This is a genomic window from Pseudomonas sp. Pseusp15 (assembly GCF_059492165.1).
Genome location: NZ_CP168523.1, coordinates 1503029 through 1520252, shown reverse-complemented (window position 1 = coordinate 1520252; position 17224 = coordinate 1503029). Strand labels below are relative to the sequence as shown.

16 protein-coding genes and 1 pseudogene are annotated in these 17224 nt (G+C 59.0%); 12 read left to right on the top strand and 5 right to left on the bottom strand.

The window, feature by feature from the left end:
* The first annotated feature begins 223 nt into the window (after window positions 1–223).
* Window positions 224–1000, top strand: a complete 777-nt coding sequence (locus ACEN8R_RS06940; protein ID WP_018930057.1) for a nucleotidyltransferase domain-containing protein — start codon at window positions 224–226, stop codon at window positions 998–1000.
* Between the two features lie 105 nt (window positions 1001–1105).
* Here ACEN8R_RS06940 and ACEN8R_RS06935 read toward each other — a convergent pair whose 3' ends face one another.
* The gene (locus ACEN8R_RS06935; protein ID WP_018930056.1) at window positions 1106–2281 is read right to left on the bottom strand and encodes a XylR family transcriptional regulator; all 1176 of its coding nucleotides are present in this window, start codon (window positions 2279–2281) and stop codon (window positions 1106–1108) included.
* A 175-nt stretch (window positions 2282–2456) separates the two neighbouring features.
* Here ACEN8R_RS06935 and xylA point away from each other — a divergent pair, with 175 nt between their 5' ends.
* The 4 genes from xylA to ACEN8R_RS06915 all read left to right on the top strand — a co-directional run bounded on the left by xylA (window position 2457) and on the right by ACEN8R_RS06915 (window position 7696).
* On the top strand, window positions 2457–3773 hold the full coding sequence (gene xylA, locus ACEN8R_RS06930; RefSeq protein ID WP_018930055.1) for a xylose isomerase: 1317 nt from the start codon (window positions 2457–2459) through the stop codon (window positions 3771–3773).
* 148 nt (window positions 3774–3921) lie between these two features.
* Complete coding sequence (gene xylF, locus ACEN8R_RS06925) at window positions 3922–4923, top strand: D-xylose ABC transporter substrate-binding protein (RefSeq protein WP_018930054.1); 1002 nt, start codon at window positions 3922–3924, stop codon at window positions 4921–4923.
* Between the two features lie 79 nt (window positions 4924–5002).
* Window positions 5003–6559 (top strand): D-xylose ABC transporter ATP-binding protein, encoded by a 1557-nt coding sequence (xylG, locus tag ACEN8R_RS06920; protein WP_018930053.1) that lies wholly within the window; start codon window positions 5003–5005, stop codon window positions 6557–6559.
* On the top strand, window positions 6560–7696 hold the full coding sequence (locus tag ACEN8R_RS06915) for a sugar ABC transporter permease (protein WP_018930052.1): 1137 nt from the start codon (window positions 6560–6562) through the stop codon (window positions 7694–7696).
* Window positions 7697–7783: 87 nt separating this feature from the next.
* Here ACEN8R_RS06915 and ACEN8R_RS06910 read toward each other — a convergent pair whose 3' ends face one another.
* Both ACEN8R_RS06910 and ACEN8R_RS06905 read right to left on the bottom strand, forming a co-directional pair.
* The gene (locus tag ACEN8R_RS06910; protein WP_018930051.1) at window positions 7784–8683 is read right to left on the bottom strand and encodes a DMT family transporter; all 900 of its coding nucleotides are present in this window, start codon (window positions 8681–8683) and stop codon (window positions 7784–7786) included.
* Between the two features lie 147 nt (window positions 8684–8830).
* Window positions 8831–9910: an SDR family oxidoreductase gene (locus tag ACEN8R_RS06905; protein WP_018930050.1), complete on the bottom strand. Its 1080-nt coding sequence runs from the start codon at window positions 9908–9910 to the stop codon at window positions 8831–8833.
* Window positions 9911–9984: 74 nt separating this feature from the next.
* Between ACEN8R_RS06905 and ACEN8R_RS06900 the strand changes: the two genes are divergently transcribed.
* Window positions 9985–10374 (top strand): MerR family transcriptional regulator, encoded by a 390-nt coding sequence (locus tag ACEN8R_RS06900; RefSeq protein WP_018930049.1) that lies wholly within the window; start codon window positions 9985–9987, stop codon window positions 10372–10374.
* Window positions 10375–10657: 283 nt separating this feature from the next.
* On the opposite strand, the gene ACEN8R_RS06895 is transcribed toward ACEN8R_RS06900, so the two are convergent.
* The gene (locus ACEN8R_RS06895; protein ID WP_018930048.1) at window positions 10658–11269 is read right to left on the bottom strand and encodes a TetR/AcrR family transcriptional regulator; all 612 of its coding nucleotides are present in this window, start codon (window positions 11267–11269) and stop codon (window positions 10658–10660) included.
* 85 nt (window positions 11270–11354) lie between these two features.
* Between ACEN8R_RS06895 and ACEN8R_RS06890 the strand changes: the two genes are divergently transcribed.
* Together ACEN8R_RS06890 and ACEN8R_RS06885 are read left to right on the top strand one after the other, a co-directional pair.
* Window positions 11355–11702 carry a darcynin family protein gene (locus tag ACEN8R_RS06890; RefSeq protein ID WP_026286721.1) on the top strand — a complete coding sequence of 116 codons (348 nt, stop codon included), beginning with the start codon at window positions 11355–11357 and terminating at the stop codon, window positions 11700–11702.
* Window positions 11703–11805: 103 nt separating this feature from the next.
* Window positions 11806–11898, top strand: a pseudogene (locus ACEN8R_RS06885) (VOC family protein); the annotation flags it as partial.
* A gap of 87 nt (window positions 11899–11985) precedes the next feature.
* Here the strand turns inward: ACEN8R_RS06885 and ACEN8R_RS06880 are convergent.
* Entirely contained in the window at window positions 11986–13560 is a 1575-nt protein-coding gene (locus ACEN8R_RS06880) for a winged helix-turn-helix domain-containing tetratricopeptide repeat protein (RefSeq protein ID WP_018930045.1), read from the bottom strand.
* Between the two features lie 226 nt (window positions 13561–13786).
* Between ACEN8R_RS06880 and ACEN8R_RS06875 the strand changes: the two genes are divergently transcribed.
* The 4 genes from ACEN8R_RS06875 to ACEN8R_RS06860 all read left to right on the top strand — a co-directional run bounded on the left by ACEN8R_RS06875 (window position 13787) and on the right by ACEN8R_RS06860 (window position 17203).
* Window positions 13787–14536: an SDR family oxidoreductase gene (locus tag ACEN8R_RS06875; protein ID WP_026286720.1), complete on the top strand. Its 750-nt coding sequence runs from the start codon at window positions 13787–13789 to the stop codon at window positions 14534–14536.
* A 72-nt stretch (window positions 14537–14608) separates the two neighbouring features.
* Window positions 14609–15088: a carboxymuconolactone decarboxylase family protein gene (locus tag ACEN8R_RS06870; RefSeq protein WP_018930043.1), complete on the top strand. Its 480-nt coding sequence runs from the start codon at window positions 14609–14611 to the stop codon at window positions 15086–15088.
* Between the two features lie 73 nt (window positions 15089–15161).
* Window positions 15162–15563: a cupin domain-containing protein gene (locus tag ACEN8R_RS06865; RefSeq protein WP_018930042.1), complete on the top strand. Its 402-nt coding sequence runs from the start codon at window positions 15162–15164 to the stop codon at window positions 15561–15563.
* A gap of 113 nt (window positions 15564–15676) precedes the next feature.
* Window positions 15677–17203, top strand: a complete 1527-nt coding sequence (locus ACEN8R_RS06860; protein WP_495624689.1) for an efflux transporter outer membrane subunit — start codon at window positions 15677–15679, stop codon at window positions 17201–17203.
* The last annotated feature ends 21 nt before the right edge of the window (window positions 17204–17224 follow it).

The window sequence follows — 17224 nt, the reverse complement described above, 5'->3', positions numbered from 1 at the left end:
GCCGTGACGAAGCGGGTCTTTGCCAGGCGCTGGACGTTAGGCAGCGTGGAGAGGCGTTCATCATAAAGCTGCTGGAAAGCCGGCTGATCCCGGGTGATGGTTGAGTAGAGCAAAACATTCCGGAGTGGAAAGCGGCTAACAAGGGTTTTGACATACTCGGGGTCAAAAGCAGTCACTATTGGCTGTTAAAGTACCTCTCTGAACACAACTCACGGACGGCTTCATGGAACGATTCCATCCTCGTGGCATTGATGCAGACGGTTATATCCTCACCGTGCCCAACGTCGAGGTGCAGCCACAGTTTCAGGACTTACTGGTGGACGTTTGCATGATGCTCGCTCGATCGGAACCTCTGCTGGACGGGGTTTATCTTTATGGCAGCGTCGCTAGGGGCGATGCTGTCCCGGGGGTTTCTGACCTGGACCTAACCCTTGTTCTGCACAGCCCTCCTACGTCGCAGAGTCTCGAAATGTTGGAGTCGAAAAGGCGCACGCTGGAAAGTCGGCATACCGAAGTCATCAAGATCGATTTCGACATCGGTAGTCGTTCTGAAATATTGGCGGCTGACAATCGATTGAGCTGGGGTTTTTGGCTCAAGCATCACTGTCGTTGCTTATGGGGGAATGATCTGGCCAAGCGCTTCGACCGGTTCAAGCCGTCGCGTGATATCGCCATTGCCGTGAATGGTGACTTTGAATCCGTACTGACCCGATATGCCGATCTTATTGATCAGGCGACCACACCGACGCAATCGCTACGCTTGCAACGCGAAGCTTCGCGCAAACTCATCCGGTCAACTCAAGTACTTCGCTCTGAACAGGACCTGATGTGGCCGCAAACACTGGAAGAGCATGTCGAGCTGTTTGTTCAGCATTACCCGTGTATGAGAATGCAGATATCTTTTTTCTTGTCCCAGGCCAGGAACCCGTACGCTAAGCCAAAAGAGTTTACGACTCAGCTCAATAATTTTTTGACCTGGATGACTTCAAAAACCGGTTAGGTCCGCTTTGGATTGTGGATTCAACAGGTAGAAGGAGTGTTGTATCGACCAGTTGAATCCAGCCCTTCGCACCACACAACAATCGACCAATTGCACCCCGCATCGCTATCTGACGCCCTGCTGGTATTCACGGGGCGTACATCCAAACTCGCGACGGAACACCGTGTGTAGATATTGTGCGGATTTGAAACCGCAATTACGGGCAACGTCCGCAATCGCTGTGTCGGTATTTTCCAGCCCGCTGGTGGCGGCCGCCAGTTTGAAACGCAGAATCTCGTCGTGCACGCTGCAGCCTCGCACAGTGCGAAAGTGCGACTCCAGCGATGAGCGCGACACGCCGACATAAGCCGCCACTTGCGCCGTTTTGATGCCCTGGCAGGCATATTGGCGGATAAACAGCAGCGCTTGCATGACGTAGGGGTTGCCCAAAGGTTGGTGCAAACTCGACACCTGCACGTTGATCGCATCAGGCGGGATCAGGATGTGCGTGCCCGTGGACGGCTTGCCATGCAGCATCTGGTGCAGCAGTTGCGCGGCGGTGCGGCCCATGGTTTCAGTGCCCTGGATGACCGAGCTCAGGGGGACCCGGGTCAGGCTGCGTGTCAGGGGGTCGTTGTCGATGCCGATCAACGCCACCTGCTCCGGTACGGCGATTCCTGCGGTCAGGCAGGCTTGCAGCAACTGCCGGGCGCGGGCGTCACTGACGGCGATGATGCCAATGGGCTTGGGCAGGCTCTGGAGCCAGGCGATCAGTTGTTCGACGGCGCTGTCCCAGAGCGGTGCGCTGGTACCCATGCCGCGATAGACCTCGGCGTGCAAGCCGTCACGTTGCATCAGTCGTCGAAAGGATTTTTCCCGCTCCTGAGCCCAACGATTTGCCTGCGCTTCAGGCAGGCTGAAGCAGGCAAAACGCTGCAGCCCTGCCTCGATCAAGTGCGTGTAAGCCAGTGTGATCAGTGCGTTATTGTCGGTAGCGACGTACGGGATCCCTTTGGGATAGGCCCGTTCATCCTGATAAGAACCACCCACCGCCACCACGGGCAACTTGATATCGGCCAGCGCCTCGCCAATCAGCGGATCGTCGAAGTCGGCAATGATTCCGTCACCTTGCCAGCGCTCGATCCCTTTCAACCGGCAGAGAAAATCCTCTTCCAGGAACAGGTCCCAGGACGCGCGGGTGCTGCTCAGGTAGTTGCCGATGCCGCTGATGATGCCGCGGTCATAGATCTTGCTCCCGTTGAACAACAGTGCGATGCGGTGAACAGGCGGTACGGTTTTCATTGTTTTCAGGCTTGTTCCGGGCCCCTTGTCACGGAGGCGATTTGCACAGACTAGGCGTGCAGACGGCGAATCTCAATACGCAAAATCGCACCCGCTGTTGGTGATTTTCATAATCAGCAGGCACGGGGCCGTTGTTAGTATCGAGACACGCCCAAGAACAACAAGGACATTGCCAATGCCGTACTTCCCCGATGTCGACCGGATCCGCTACGAAGGCCCTGCCAGTGATTCTCCCCTCGCCTTCCGTCACTACGACGCCGACAAAATCATCCTCGGCAAACCCATGCGCGAACACCTGCGCATGGCCGCCTGTTATTGGCACACCTTCGTCTGGCCGGGTTCCGATGTGTTCGGTGCAGGTACTTTCAAGCGCCCGTGGCAACACGCCGGCGACCCGATGGAGCTGGCCATTGGCAAGGCGGCAGCCGCGTTCGAGTTCTTCTCCAAATTGGGTATCGACTATTACTGCTTCCATGACACGGATGTCGCCCCGGAAGGCAATTCGCTGAAGGAGTACCGCAACCACTTCGCGCAAATGATTGATCACCTGGAGCGACACCAGGAAGAAAGCGGGATCAAGCTGCTGTGGGGAACCGCCAACTGCTTCAGCAACCCGCGCTTTGCCGCAGGCGCCGCCAGCAACCCTGACCCCGAAGTGTTCGCCTGCGCTGCTGCCCAGGTATTCAGCGCCATGAACGCGACCCAACGGCTGAAAGGGTCCAACTACGTGTTGTGGGGCGGTCGCGAAGGCTACGAAACCCTGCTCAACACCGACTTGAAACGTGAACGCGAACAACTGGGTCGCTTCATGCGCATGGTGGTCGAGCACAAGCACAAGATCGGTTTCAAAGGCGACTTGCTGATCGAACCCAAGCCGCAGGAGCCGACCAAGCACCAATACGATTACGACAGCGCCACCGTGTTTGGCTTTCTCCAGCAGTTCGGCCTGGAAAAGGAAATCAAGGTCAACATCGAGGCCAACCACGCGACCCTGGCCGGTCATAGCTTTCATCACGAGATTGCGACGGCCGTCTCGCTGGGGATTTTCGGCAGCATCGACGCCAACCGCGGTGATCCGCAAAACGGCTGGGACACCGATCAATTCCCCAACAGCGTCGAAGAAATGACCCTGGTCACCTACGAAATTCTCAAGGCCGGCGGGTTCAAGAATGGCGGGTTCAACTTCGACTCCAAGGTCCGCCGCCAGAGCCTCGATGAGATCGATCTGTTCCATGGTCACGTCGGCGCAATGGACGTCTTAGCCCTGTCCCTGGAGCGGGCAGCCGCCATGGTGCAGAACGACCAGCTCCAGCTGCTCAAGGATCAACGCTACGCGGGCTGGCAGCAGCCGTTCGGGCAGGCGGTGCTGGCGGGTGAGTTCAACCTCCAGTCGTTAGCCGAACACGCATTCGCCAACGAGCTGAATCCGCAGGCCGTCAGCGGCAGGCAGGAGATGCTCGAAAACCTCGTCAACCGGTTTATCTATCGCTGATCGCCAACGGGTCTGCGGGCGCAACAACGCTGTGACATTCGCACGACAAATCTGTGTCCGCTGCGTCTGCAGATTCTCTACAGTTCTACCAGCCCGATACTCATCGTCAGGCCGTGTCTTTCAAACAAAAATAAAAGGACGCACCACCATGAAGAAAGTAAAACGCGCGCTATTGGCCAGCGCCCTGGCTCTGCTGTCGCTGCCGGTGATGGCCGATGCCGCCCACCCGAAAATCGGTTTCTCCATTGATGATCTGCGGCTGGAACGCTGGTCACGTGACCGCGATTACTTCGTTGCGGCGGCGGAGAAAATGGACGCCAAGGTCTTCGTACAGTCGGCCGATGCCAACGAGCAAAAGCAGATTTCGCAAATCGAAAACCTCATTTCCCGTGGCGTCGATGTCATCGTCATCGTGCCGTTCAACGCCACGGTCCTGACCAACGCAGTGGCCGAAGCGAAGAAAGCCGGAATCAAGGTCGTGTCCTATGACCGTCTGATACTCAACGCGGATATCGACGCCTACATTTCCTTCGATAACGAAAAGGTCGGCGAGATGCAGGCCAGCGGCGTGCTGCACGCAGCGCCCAAGGGCAATTACTTCCTGCTCGGTGGAGCGCCCACCGACAACAACGCAAAAGTCCTGCGCGAAGGGCAGATGAAAGTGCTGCAACCGGCCATCGACAAGGGTGATATCAAGATCGTCGGCCAACAATGGGTGAAGGAATGGAACCCTACCGAAGCGCTGAGCATTGTTGAAAACGCCTTGACCCGCAACGCCAACAAAATCGACGGCATCGTCGCCTCCAACGACGCCACGGCAGGCGGCGCCATCCAGGCCCTGGCCGCTCAGCAACTGGCCGGCAAGGTGCCGATTTCGGGGCAGGATGCGGACCTTGCAGCGGTCAAGCGAGTGATCGCCGGCACTCAAACCATGACCGTGTACAAGCCGCTGAAACTCATCGCCTCCGAAGCCGCCAAGCTCTCGGTGCAACTGGCGCGTAACGAGAAACCCGCCTACAGCTCGCAGTACGACAACGGCAGCAAAAAAGTCGACACCATCCTGCTCACTCCGACTCCGTTGACCAAGGACAACATCGACCTGCTGGAACAGGACGGGTTCTACACCAAGGCGCAGATTGCCGGAAAGTGATCATCACCCCGTAATGCCCCCCTGCAGGAGCTCGCTCCTGCGGGACCAGCCTCGTACCTGCCGCTTATGAGTCTCTGCCATGTCCGACTATCTGCTGCAAATGAACGGTATCGTCAAAACCTTCGGCGGTGTCAAAGCGCTCAATGGCATCGACATTAAGGTCAAGCCGGGTGAGTGCGTCGGGCTGTGCGGCGAGAATGGCGCCGGCAAGTCCACGCTGATGAAGATCCTTTCCGCGGTGTACCCCCATGGCACCTGGGACGGTGAGATCCTCTGGGACGGTCAACCGCTCAAGGCGCAATCGATCAGCGAAACGGAAGCCGCCGGTATCGTCATCATTCACCAGGAACTGACGCTGGTTCCCGACCTGTCGGTGGCCGAGAACATTTTCATGGGCCATGAACTGACGCTGCCTGGTGGGCGGATGAATTACCCGGCGATGATCCACCGCGCCGAAGCCCTGATGCGTGAACTGAAAGTGCCGGACATGAACGTATCGCTGCCGGTTTCGCAATACGGCGGCGGCTATCAGCAACTGGTGGAAATCGCTAAGGCACTGAACAAGCAGGCACGCCTGCTGATCCTCGACGAGCCTTCATCGGCCCTGACCCGTTCGGAAATCGAGGTGTTGCTGGACATCATCCGCGACCTCAAGGCCAAGGGTGTTGCCTGTGTCTACATCTCCCACAAGCTCGATGAAGTGGCCGCCGTGTGCGACACCATTTCGGTAATCCGGGACGGCAAACACATCGCCACGACCGCCATGGCGGACATGGATATTCCACAGATCATCACCCAGATGGTCGGACGGGAAATGAGCAACCTCTACCCCACCGAGCCACACGACATCGGCGAGGTGATTTTCGAAGCCCGCCACATCACCTGCTACGACGTCGACAACCCCAGACGCAAACGGGTCGACGATATTTCGTTCACCCTCAAACGCGGGGAAATCCTCGGCATCGCCGGGCTGGTCGGTGCAGGCCGCACCGAACTGGTGACCGCGCTGTTCGGCGCCTACCCCGGTCGTCACGAAGGCGAAGTCTGGCTGGATGGCCAACTCATCGACACCCGCACGCCGCTCAAGTCAATCCGTGCCGGCCTGTGCCTGGTGCCCGAGGACCGCAAGCGCCAGGGCATCATTCCAGACTTGGGAGTCGGACAGAACATCACCCTGGCCGTGCTGGACAGTTACTCGAAACTGACCCGCATCGATGCCGAAGCCGAACTGGGCAGCATCGATCGAGAAATTTCGCGCCTGCACCTCAAGACCGCGAGCCCGTTCCTGCCGATCACCAGTCTATCCGGCGGCAATCAACAAAAAGCCGTATTGGCGAAGATGCTGCTGACCAAACCCCGGGTCCTGATTCTCGATGAGCCCACCCGAGGTGTCGATGTCGGCGCCAAGTACGAGATCTACAAGCTGATGGGGGCGCTGGCGGCCGAAGGCGTGTCGATCATCATGGTGTCTTCGGAGCTGGCCGAAGTGCTCGGCGTTTCCGACCGCGTACTGGTGATCGGCGAAGGCCGGTTGCAGGGCGACTTCATCAACCATGAACTCACTCAGGAACAGCTGCTCGCCGCCGCACTCAGCCAGCCTGACAGCCATAACAATAAAGATCGGAAATCCGCGTAAATGAATCAGGTCAAACAACTCTTCACCCGCTACAAGATGCTCGCGCTGGTGTTTGCCGTGGCGTTTATCTGGCTGTTCTTCAGCTGGCAGACCGAGGGCGGATTCCTGACACCGCGCAACCTCTCCAATCTGCTGCGCCAGATGTCCATTACCGGGATTCTCGCCTGCGGCATGGTGCTGGTCATCATCAGCGGCGAGATCGATTTGTCGGTCGGCTCATTGCTGGGCCTGCTCGGTGGCGTCGCGGCCATTCTCGACGTTATCTACCACATACCGCTGCTGGCGAACCTGAGCCTTGTCGTCCTGTGCGGACTGCTGATCGGCCTCGCCAACGGCTACATGGCCGCCTACCTGCGCATTCCGTCATTCATCGTGGGGCTGGGGGGCATGCTGGCTTTCCGGGGCATTTTGCTGGGGATTACCGGCGGCACGACCATCGCCCCGGTGTCGCCGGAGCTCGTCTACATTGGCCAGGGTTATTTGCCACACACGATCGGCACGGGCCTGGGCGTTCTGCTGTTCGCACTGACGTTGTTCCTGACCTGGAAACAACGGCGTAATCGCGCCCTTCACGGCCTGGCGGCACATTCACTGGTGCGCGACGTAGCACGCGTGCTGTTGATCGGCGCGGTACTGGCCGGCTTCGTCCAGACCCTCAACAGCTATGACGGCATTCCCGTGCCGGTCCTGCTTCTGCTGATCCTGCTGGGCGGGTTCAGCTACGTGACCAGTCAGACCGTCTTCGGCCGACGCGTCTATTCCGTGGGCAGCAACATGGAAGCGACGCGCCTGTCCGGTATCAATGTACAGGCCGTGAAGCTCTGGATTTTCGGGATCATGGGCGTGATGTGCGCCCTCGCCGGGGTGGTCAACACCGCGCGCCTGGCTGCCGGTTCGCCCTCGGCCGGCAGCATGGGCGAACTCGACGCCATCGCCGCCTGCTTCATCGGCGGCACCTCCATGCGCGGCGGCTCCGGCACTGTCTACGGCGCCCTCCTCGGCGCGCTGGTCATCACCAGCCTGGACAACGGCATGTCCATGCTCGACGTCGACAGTTATTGGCAGATGATCGTCAAGGGCAGCATTCTGGTGTTGGCCGTGTGGGTAGATGTAAGCACCCGGACCGGACGACGCTGATCCGTTGCGGATGAGGCCAGAAGCGGTCAGTCGCTCAAAACACTTAAAAGCCACTGATTGCTAAAGCAATCAGGATCCGAAAATAGCTCACTCGGTCGAAGGGACGGATGCTTTGCTGCCCAAGCGGATCAGCTCATTGGAAAAACACAGGCCGACGATGATCAGTACTGCCCCTGCGTACAGGCTTTCGCGCGGTACTTCATTGAGCACCACAAACGCCAGCAGCGCGGCGAACAACGGCTCGGTCAGCTCCAGCGCCTGCACTTGGGATGGCTTGAGATACTCGATGGCCTTGGTGGTGCAGAAGAAGCCCAGGATTGTCGGCAGCGCGGCCAGCGCCAGCAGTGCGGCGATCGCCAGCGGCGACAGCTCGCCGATCGCGAAACCATCGGCCGCAGCCGGCATCAGCAGGTACAGGCTGCCAAAGAACAACAATTGCCGGGTGAAGTGCAGCCCCCCCGACACACCCATCCGCTTCATGGCAACCGAAAAGGCCCCGTAGCCGCAGCCGGCCATGGAAGCTAGCGCGGCACCTTGCAGGGTAAAGCCCTGCTGCAGGTCGGCGCCGAAGATCACCGCGATCCCAGCGATAGCCAGTGCGGCGCCCACGGTCGCGTTCGCGGTGATGGCATCCTTGAGGAAAATGCGCCCCAGAATGATCGAGGAAATTGAGGCACTGGCCATCAGCACAACCACCACACCTGCCGCAGCGTAGTGCCGATAGGCGGACGTTTCGAAGTGGAACAGCACAAAGATGCCAAGGAATGCGCAGATAGCCGCCTGAGTCCATTTGGTCGTCGACGCCGGACGCTTGAGGAAAAGCAGCAAGATCGAGAGAAGCATGCAACCCAGTACGGTCTTGATGACAGCGACACTGCTGGCGGTGAAGCCATTACTCATGAGTACTTTGCTGAGTACACCGATCGTTGCGTTCAGTGCCGCGGCGGAGAGGGCAAATATGATGCCTTTGCTGAAAGTAGATTGCATTGATGACGATCCCTGTCGCTGAATTGTCGTTCGATAGAATGCCGCCCTACATCGACGGCGCAAAGGTTGAGGATACGAAGATCCCCCCAACCCCACTATTTATTGTGACATAAGGGGCTAACGATTTTGTCGCCCCCAAGGGCGAAGTCAGAGAGCCTCGCCTTTGGCTATGCAATATGAGTTGACGAACGTTGCAGTGTGCTGCAAAGACTGACGTATATCCGGTTTGGCTATTCCATGTCTGTTGGCAAATTGCTCGACCGCTGCTGTATCAAAACGAGTGGTCTGGATAAAGTCCAAGGCTTCGGGTTTTGTATTCAAAAACCGCGCCACGGGAGGAATACTCAGTAGCAACTTCAGCAAACGGAGTGGAATGTAATGCTTGGGAGACTTTAAGCCCAAAGGTTGTGCCACCTGTACCAGGAGTTCTCGCAAGTTGGGAGTTTGGTCATCCAGCGCCAGCAGTTCCTGGCCCACCATGGCAGGATCAAAAGCACAAACCGCCACCAGCTCAACCAGGTAATCCACGGTGACCAGTGGCAGCCAGTGCTCGGCGGTACCGGGCACTGCAGTCAGCTTTCCCTGCACAAGGTTGCGTATCAGCTCCACCAGCGGCTGACCTTCAAGGATATGCCCCGTGCGGCTGTGGCCACAAACCGTCGAGGGGTGGACAACGGTCATCTCCCCGCCCTTGGCGGACATGACCTCCAGGGTCGCAAAATGCGCCTCCAGCTTGCTCCCCTCGTAACCACCGACATGTCGGTAGACGGCAGGCCAATTCGTCAGCTCCGGATAACGAGGATCAATTCCGATGCGCTGCAGATGTTCATGATTTTTCAGCATGTAGCCGCCGATCATCACTAACCGGCTTTTTTGCTCAGCCGCCAACAGCGCCACGCGCTTTGCCCCTTCCACATTCACCGCACGAGAATGCTCCACTGAAAGCCCCCATGCGAAGTGGGCGCCCAGGTGGAATATGACTCTGGCACGCCTTAGCACTTCTCGGTCAGCAAGACTCAGCCCGAGGTTGTCCCGCTCCAGATCGCCAGCTACGGCAAATACCCGGGTTGCGCACCCTCCCAAATTATCGACTTGCTCCCGCAGTGCAGCTAGTCGCTCCGGGCGACGCATCAACACCCGAATGGTGTGACCTTTTGCACTCAGGTACGCCACCAAATGTTGACCGATGAAGCCGGTACCCCCCGTGACAAAGCACTCCACGCTCATTTCCCTGTTCCTTGTTTAAGGTGAGAAATCAAGCGTAAACTATCGACCCAACTCTACAGTCAAGAGGTGTTTTCATGAAAATCGGTGAACTCGAAACCCGCAGCGGCGCCAGCCGCCATACGCTGCGTTACTACGAGCAAATCGGCCTGATCTCATCGCTGCGGCAAACTAACAACTATCGCGTTTACACAGCGCAAACTCTGCAGGATCTGGACTTTATCCAGCGCGCGCAAAGCATGGGGTTTTCCCTGGGGGAAATAGGCGAGATTCTGGATGCGCAGCGGAACAAGCTGATCGATTGTGCTGACGGCGCTAAGCTAATTGAAAAAAAGATGGCAGAAATCAAACAGAAAATCGCCAGCTTCCAAAGCATTTATCGATATCTGGATGAAGAGCGTGCAAACCTCGAAGCCAGTGCTGCCAAGCAACTTGAGCTTCAGCAGCGGAACAACGCTTCCAACTGAACTGTCAGCTTCTGGGAAACGGAAGCTGTAGCCTGCTTACCGTTTCAAGCCCATCGCTTACGCATGTTCTAAAACCTTGTGGCCAGGCCCTAGGGAAATTCTGAAAAAGACTTCCTGGTTTTGGCAAAATTTCCGGACTTCCCCCGCCGAGCTTCCAGAGAGTTCCGATAGCGCTTCCTCTCGCCCACCGTTCCAGTCAGAGGTTCGCCGAGCACAATCGATCACCACCCTTACACCATCCGGTCTTGTCTCCTGGCCGCCAAGAGCTGGCCCAGACAGCCCACTACCCGCACAAAAACCCCAGCAACGCTCGCATCACCCGTCCTTCCAAACTCACCGCATCCGTCTCCCCCCGCTCCCCCGCCGCATCGATCATGCCGTGGGCCATCGCCAGCAGGTCTTGCGCGGTCTGCAGTACATTGGCGCAGACCCACGGGGCTGACGGAAGGGTCAGCGCCGCTATCAGTTCGGTAAGAATGACGTTGGCCACGCGCTCATGGCGCTCTTGCAGCGGTAAGCGGCGCTCTTCGAAGTCGATGATTCTGGCCAGTTCCGGGCGCCGTAGCTGGTGGGCGACGGAGGCCTGGACCAGTGCGCGGATGCGTGCGAGGGCGTCGTCGTGTTGATGGACGTGCTGGACGTCATCGAGCAACTGAGTGGTTTCGCGTTCGATCAAGGCGACGGTCAGGGCGTCGCGGTTGGGGAAGTACTGGTACAGCGAGCCGATGCTTACGCCGGCGCGCTGCGCCACGGCGTTGGTGGAGCAGGCGGCGAGGCCGTCGGTTTCGAGAATGCGAGCAGCGGCTTCGAGAATGGTCTCGACGGTGTTGGCCGAACGGCGCTGGCTCGGGAGTTTGCGGGGGTTTAAGGGCGGCATTTCGCGGTGTTTGGTCATGATCGGGATGCGAGTTTTAAATATGAGTTATGACTCGTATTCTGGATTGGCTTTCCCCACTCTTCAACTACCAGGAATCATTATCATGGCTACGACATCACTGAGTGTTTTCATGTTGGTCAAGACCACCCAGGAATGGCTGGGGTTTTCAGTCGAGCATCGCTTTGAGCTGATGCGCACGCAGATGGAGCCGATTTTGCAAAAGCATGCGGCGCAGGTCTCGATGCGGTTTTTCGACATCGAGTTCTATTCGGCGCGGGTCACCGATCTGTGGTTGTGGGAAACCGACAGTCATCATGCGTATGAACTGCTGGTGGAGGATCTGCGGGAGACGCCGTTCTGGGATCGGTATTTCACCATCGTCGAGATTTTGCCGGGGGTGGAGAATGCCTATGCCAAGAATTATGATCAGGCACCGTTGTTGAGTGCGTAATGAAAATACCCCGACTCCACCCGCCAAGTTTTCCGATGAAGCAAATGACTTTCGCCGATGCCGAGTACGCCGGAAAACGCAAGCAGACCCGTAAAGAGTTGTTCCTGATCGAGCGGCGGCCAAGCGCGCGTTCGACGCCATGATGGGGATGAGCAAGATCGACATCGCAGCGATCGAAGCGGCGCTGGGGCGTTAGCCAACGCTGCTTGGGGCTGGGCGTTTGGATATGTCGATTCTGGCTGCTCCAGACGCCTCTCCCCGCGCAGTGAACAGGCGGTGCCCCTTATTCCGGCAGTCCCGCTTTGCGTAGACCGTCCACCAGCGTGGCGAGATTCTCCGGCCTGTGGATCGGTAGCCAATCAGAGATATTGCTGAGGCACAACGTAGGATCGAGCTTGCGCAAATGGTCCATCGCACGCTGCGCTTCGGCCATCCGTCCGGCAAGCGCATGGCTCGCTGCAAGGATGGCGACAGCCAACAGAAAATCGGGCAAATCCCGAAGTGCTTTCTCCGCCCATGACGACGCCGTATCGAAGCGGCCCACGAAGAGATTCGCGACTGCCATTCCGGCTTGCATTCTGTACAGCTCCGGGTCGAGGGGGCTGAACCGCATGGCGTGCGTAAAGTACTCGATGGCTGCATCGGTTTCGCCGTGCCAGAGCCTGAGGAACGCGCCGAGGAACCATGCGGCGGCGAGGTTCGGATTGAGCACGAGTGCCTTGTCCAGCAATGCAATGCCACCCCGCAGGTCGCCGGCAAGATAGCCAAGCGTATGGCCGCTTCGGGTGAGAGCGACCGCATCGCCCTTGTCCAACTCCACTGCCCGGCGAGCGAGTCGGATACCCTCCGCGACCTCCCGTGGGTGATCAGTCATCCAGCGATTGGCTTTGCGCCAACTATGACACCAGGCCGCCATCGCATAGGCCGATGCAAAATCCGGGTCAAACGCTATGGCCCTATGGAAGAGCGGCAGCGCCTGGTCGATGGCCTCCCGGGTGCCATGATGAAGCTTGGCCATTGCGCGCAGATAGTAATCGTAGGCGTCGAGACTTTCGGTGGGCGTGTGCCTCGCACGTTCGATCTCCGCCCGCTCAAGCTGTGGCGCGATCGCGCCAACCACGCTTTCGGTGATCTGGTCCTGCAGTTCGAAAATGTCCCCCAGCACACCTTCGAAACGACCCGCCCAATGGTGAGCCCCGGTTGTCGCATCGATCAGCTGGGCCGTGATGCGCACGCGATTGTTGGCTTTGCGCCAACTGCCCTCCAGCACATAGCGAACGCCCAATTCGCGACCGACTTGTTTCACGTCCACCGTACGGGTCTTGTAGGTAAAGCTCGAGTTGCGCGCGACGACAAACAGCCAGCGATACTGCGACAGCGCCGCGATGATGTCCCCTACCACGCCGTCGGCCAGGTAATCCTGCTCTTCGTCCCCGCTCAAGTTCACGAACGGCAAGACCGCGATGGACGGTTTGGCCGGCAGCGCCGGCTCGGATGCAGAGGCTTGAACCGAGGGGGCGGATTCGGTGCCTGGAAGGCCAACGCAATCCAGCGACTTGACGTCGGCGACGAAGCGGAATCCCTTGCGGGCCACCGTTCGAATCACACGCTGCTGCTGACCGTTGTCACCGACTGCCTTGCGCACCGCATTGATGTGGCTGGCCAGGGTCGACTCGGAGACGATTCGGCCGGTCCATATCGCATTGATCAGATCGTCCCTGCTGACGACGTGCTCGCGGTTCTGCGCCAGGTAAACCAGCAGGTCGAAAACCTGGGGCGCAGTGGCAACGACCTGGGAGGCCCGAAGGAGTTCTCGCCGGTCCAGGTCGAGCACGCAGTCATCAAACACCAATAGCATTCAGGGCTCCTGTCCCGTACTCACGCGCCGGGCACATGCCCGTGGTTACCGGCCGACGATTGGCGGCCAGGCGACGTGATTTATAACACGGGTTCCTGGACAAATAGCCAAGCCAAATTCAATGGAAACCCAAGGCTTCGACAAAGTATCGCGCCCGTCTGGCGAGCATGCTCCCTACATCGATCACTGCAACGAATTTGATCGACACCCAACCGAGGAGCGGGACATGAAAATTGTCGTTATTGGCGGTAGCGGACTGATCGGGTCGAACATTGTCAGCAGGCTACGTCTCTATGGACACGAGACGGTGGCGGCCTCTCCACGTACGGGCGTGAACACCCTCACCGGCGAGGGGCTGGCCGAAGCGCTTGCCGGTGCCCAGGTCGTCGTCGATGTGGCGAACTCCCCCTCATTTGAAGACCGGGCCGTCATGGAGTTCTTTCAAACGTCCGGTCGAAACCTGCTTGCAGCCGAAGCGGCCGCTGGGGTGGAGCACCATGTCGCGCTCTCTGTCGTAGGCCCCGATCGTCTTCCGCAAAGCGGTTACTTCCGGGCAAAAGTCGCCCAGGAAGAGCTGATCAAGGCGTCGAAGATCCCCTACACCATCCTGCGTTCGACGCAGTTCTTCGAGTTCATCGAAGGCATTGTCAATTCGGGTGCCGACGGCGACACGATTCGCCTCTCGCCTGCCCTTATCCAGCCCATCGCATCGGATGACGTCTCGGCGGTGCTGGCCGATCTTGCGGTCGGGGCACCGGTCAATGGCATCGTCGAAGTGGGCGGACCGGATCGTTTCCCTCTCGATGAACTGGCGCGCAAGTTTCTTGCCGCGCACCACGACAAACGGCAGGTCATCGCCGACGTGCATGCGCGCTACTTCGGCGATGAGTTGAATGATCGATCCTTGGTCGCGGGCGACGACGCGCACATCGGTCCGACACGCTTCCTGAACTGGCTCAGCCGCACATCGGCTTAAAGACCGCGCCAGTCAGCCAGGCAGGACGCTATCGAATCTCCACCTACGTATTTCTCACACAGAGGATTCACCATGACCCAGCGCATCGATTACCAGAAGCAATCCCCCGAGCTGTTCAAGAAGTTCGTCGAGTTCAGCCTTGCCTTCAAGCAATGCGCCATCGAGGAGTCGCTGCGCGATCTCGTGGATATCAGGGCATCGCAACTCAACGGCTGCGCCTTCTGCGTGGACATGCACGTGAAGGAAGCCACGATCCATGGCGAGCGGCCGCTCAGGATCCACCATGTCGCCATCTGGCGTGAGTCAACGCTGTTCAGCCCACGCGAACGCGCGGCCTTGGCATGGACCGAAATCCTCACCCAGATTCCCGCCCATGGCGTGCCTGATGAGCTCTATGAGCGTGTTCGTATACAACTGTCCGAGAAAGAGCTATCGGACCTGACCTTCCTGATCATGTCGATCAATGCCTGGAATCGCATCAACGTGGGCTTCCAGGTCGTGCCCGGCTCGTACGACAAGGCATTCGGCGTAGACAAGTCCGGCCTGTCCTGATCAGGCATCGGCACACAGGCGCAGCCCCGCCAGGGTGCCGCGCCATCTACTAATCGACAACGAGGAACACGCCATGTCCATTTTCAGAACGTTCGCCATAGGGCTCCTGTTGACCACCGGCACCGCCGGCGCACAGGAGGCATTGCCACCGGCGCAGGTAACACCGCTGATGACCAAAGCACTGGCGGACTATCCCGATAAGGAGGCGGTGATGATCACGGTGGAGTTTCCACCGGGTGGAGGCGATCCCGTGCATCGGCACAATGCACACGGATTCATCTATGTGCTGGAGGGTTCGATTGTGATGGGCGTGCGCGGCGGCGAATCCGTCACGCTGACACCGGGCCAGACCTTCTACGAAGGCCCGGACGACGTCCACACGGTCGGGCGCAACGCCAGCCTCACCAAACCCGCCAAGTTTCTGGTCGTCCTGTTGAAGGACAAGAGCAAGCCCATTTTTACTCCGGTGCACTGACAGCACCGCCCGCACACGCGGCCAGCTGCGTGCTCGGTGACGCCCTACTCGGCCGACATCATCCGTTCAACGATATCGGCCTGGGGCGCTCCCTTCCTCGACAGGACGCTGCAATGACTTCTCAACGGCTGCTTTCACAATTACGGCAGTGCGCAATCGCAACCCTAGGCGCAGTTTCGCTGGCCGGCTGCATGGTCGGCCCCGACTTCGTGAAGCCTGAAAACGGTCTTCACCAAACGGTGCTAGCGCCCAGACAGGACTACCCAAGCGCCGCCCTGACTTCCGACGCCACAGTGCCCTCCCAGTGGTGGTTGTTGTTCAACGACGCCGTGCTCGCCGAGCTGCAATCACGTGCGCAGGCTGACAACCTTGATCTGCTCATAGCCTCCGAACGCATTGAGCAAAGCCGAGCGCAACTGGGCATCGCCTCCTCGCAGTTGCTGCCCAGCGTGGCGGCCAATGCCAGCTACACGCGTGAGGGGCTCAGCGAACATGGCAAGTTCGCCGCCCTGGGAGCGCCTACTGCCCCCGATAATTTCTGGCAGCTTGGATTCGATGCCAGTTGGGAGCTCGACCTGTGGGGCCGAGCCCAACGTACGCGTGAAGGTGCTGCAGCGACCCTGGAAGCCACGGTGTATGACCGCGAAGCGGCACGGGTAGCTTTGTCCGCCGAAGTGGCGCGCACCTATTTGCAGTTGCGCGGAACGCAGGCACAACTGGACATTGCACAGCAAAATCTGGGGATTGCCGAACGCACCCTCGGCCTGGCCGAAAGCCGCGAGCGTAACGGCGTCGCGACGCGCTTCGAAACCTCGTCCGCTCGCGCGCAATTGGCGACGATCAAAGCCTTGGTTCCCGAACTGATCCAGCGTCGCAATGCCCTGATGAATGCTCTGGCGTTGCTGTTGGGAGAGCAGCCGCGCGCACTCGATGCGCAACTGCGTCAAGCCATGCCCTTGCCTTCGCTGCCGACTCACGTACCGGTCGGCGTCTCTTCTGAACTGGCTCACCGGCGACCCGACATCCTGCGCGCCGAAGCCCAGCTGCATGCCGCGACAGCCGCCATCGGTGTGGCCAAGGCTGATTTCTACCCGCGTATCGGCTTGAAAGGAAAAGTCGGCGTGGAAGCTTTTGAAAGCGGCGATCTCGCGAGTTGGGACTCGCGCTTCTTTTCCGTCGGCCCGACGGTTTACCTTCCGATCTTCCAGGGAGGGCGGTTGACGCAGCGTCTGGCCCTGAACGAATCACGGCAAAAAACCGCCGCGCTGGCTTATCGGCAAACGGTATTGCGAGCCTGGCATGAAGTGGACAACGCCCTGGATGCCTGGGCGGCACAACAACGCCGGCACGCTGAATTGCTGGATTCGTACGAACAGAACAAGCAAGCACTGCAGTCTGCCGAACGCGGCTATCAGCAAGGCGCTACGGACTATCTGAGCGTACTGACGGCGCAGCTCAATGTGCTTGCCAGCCAAACCAGTCTCAATGACAGCGCGACCAACGCCACGCTCACCGTGGTCAACCTCTACAAGTCGCTGGGTGGCGGTTGGGACCCGCAGGCTGGCATCGATCATTCAACGGCACCTCCATCGGTTGCCCTCGCGTCTCCGGTTGTTTCACCTTCGAAGGCCGACCAATGAACGGAGTCGCACTGTCGCCAG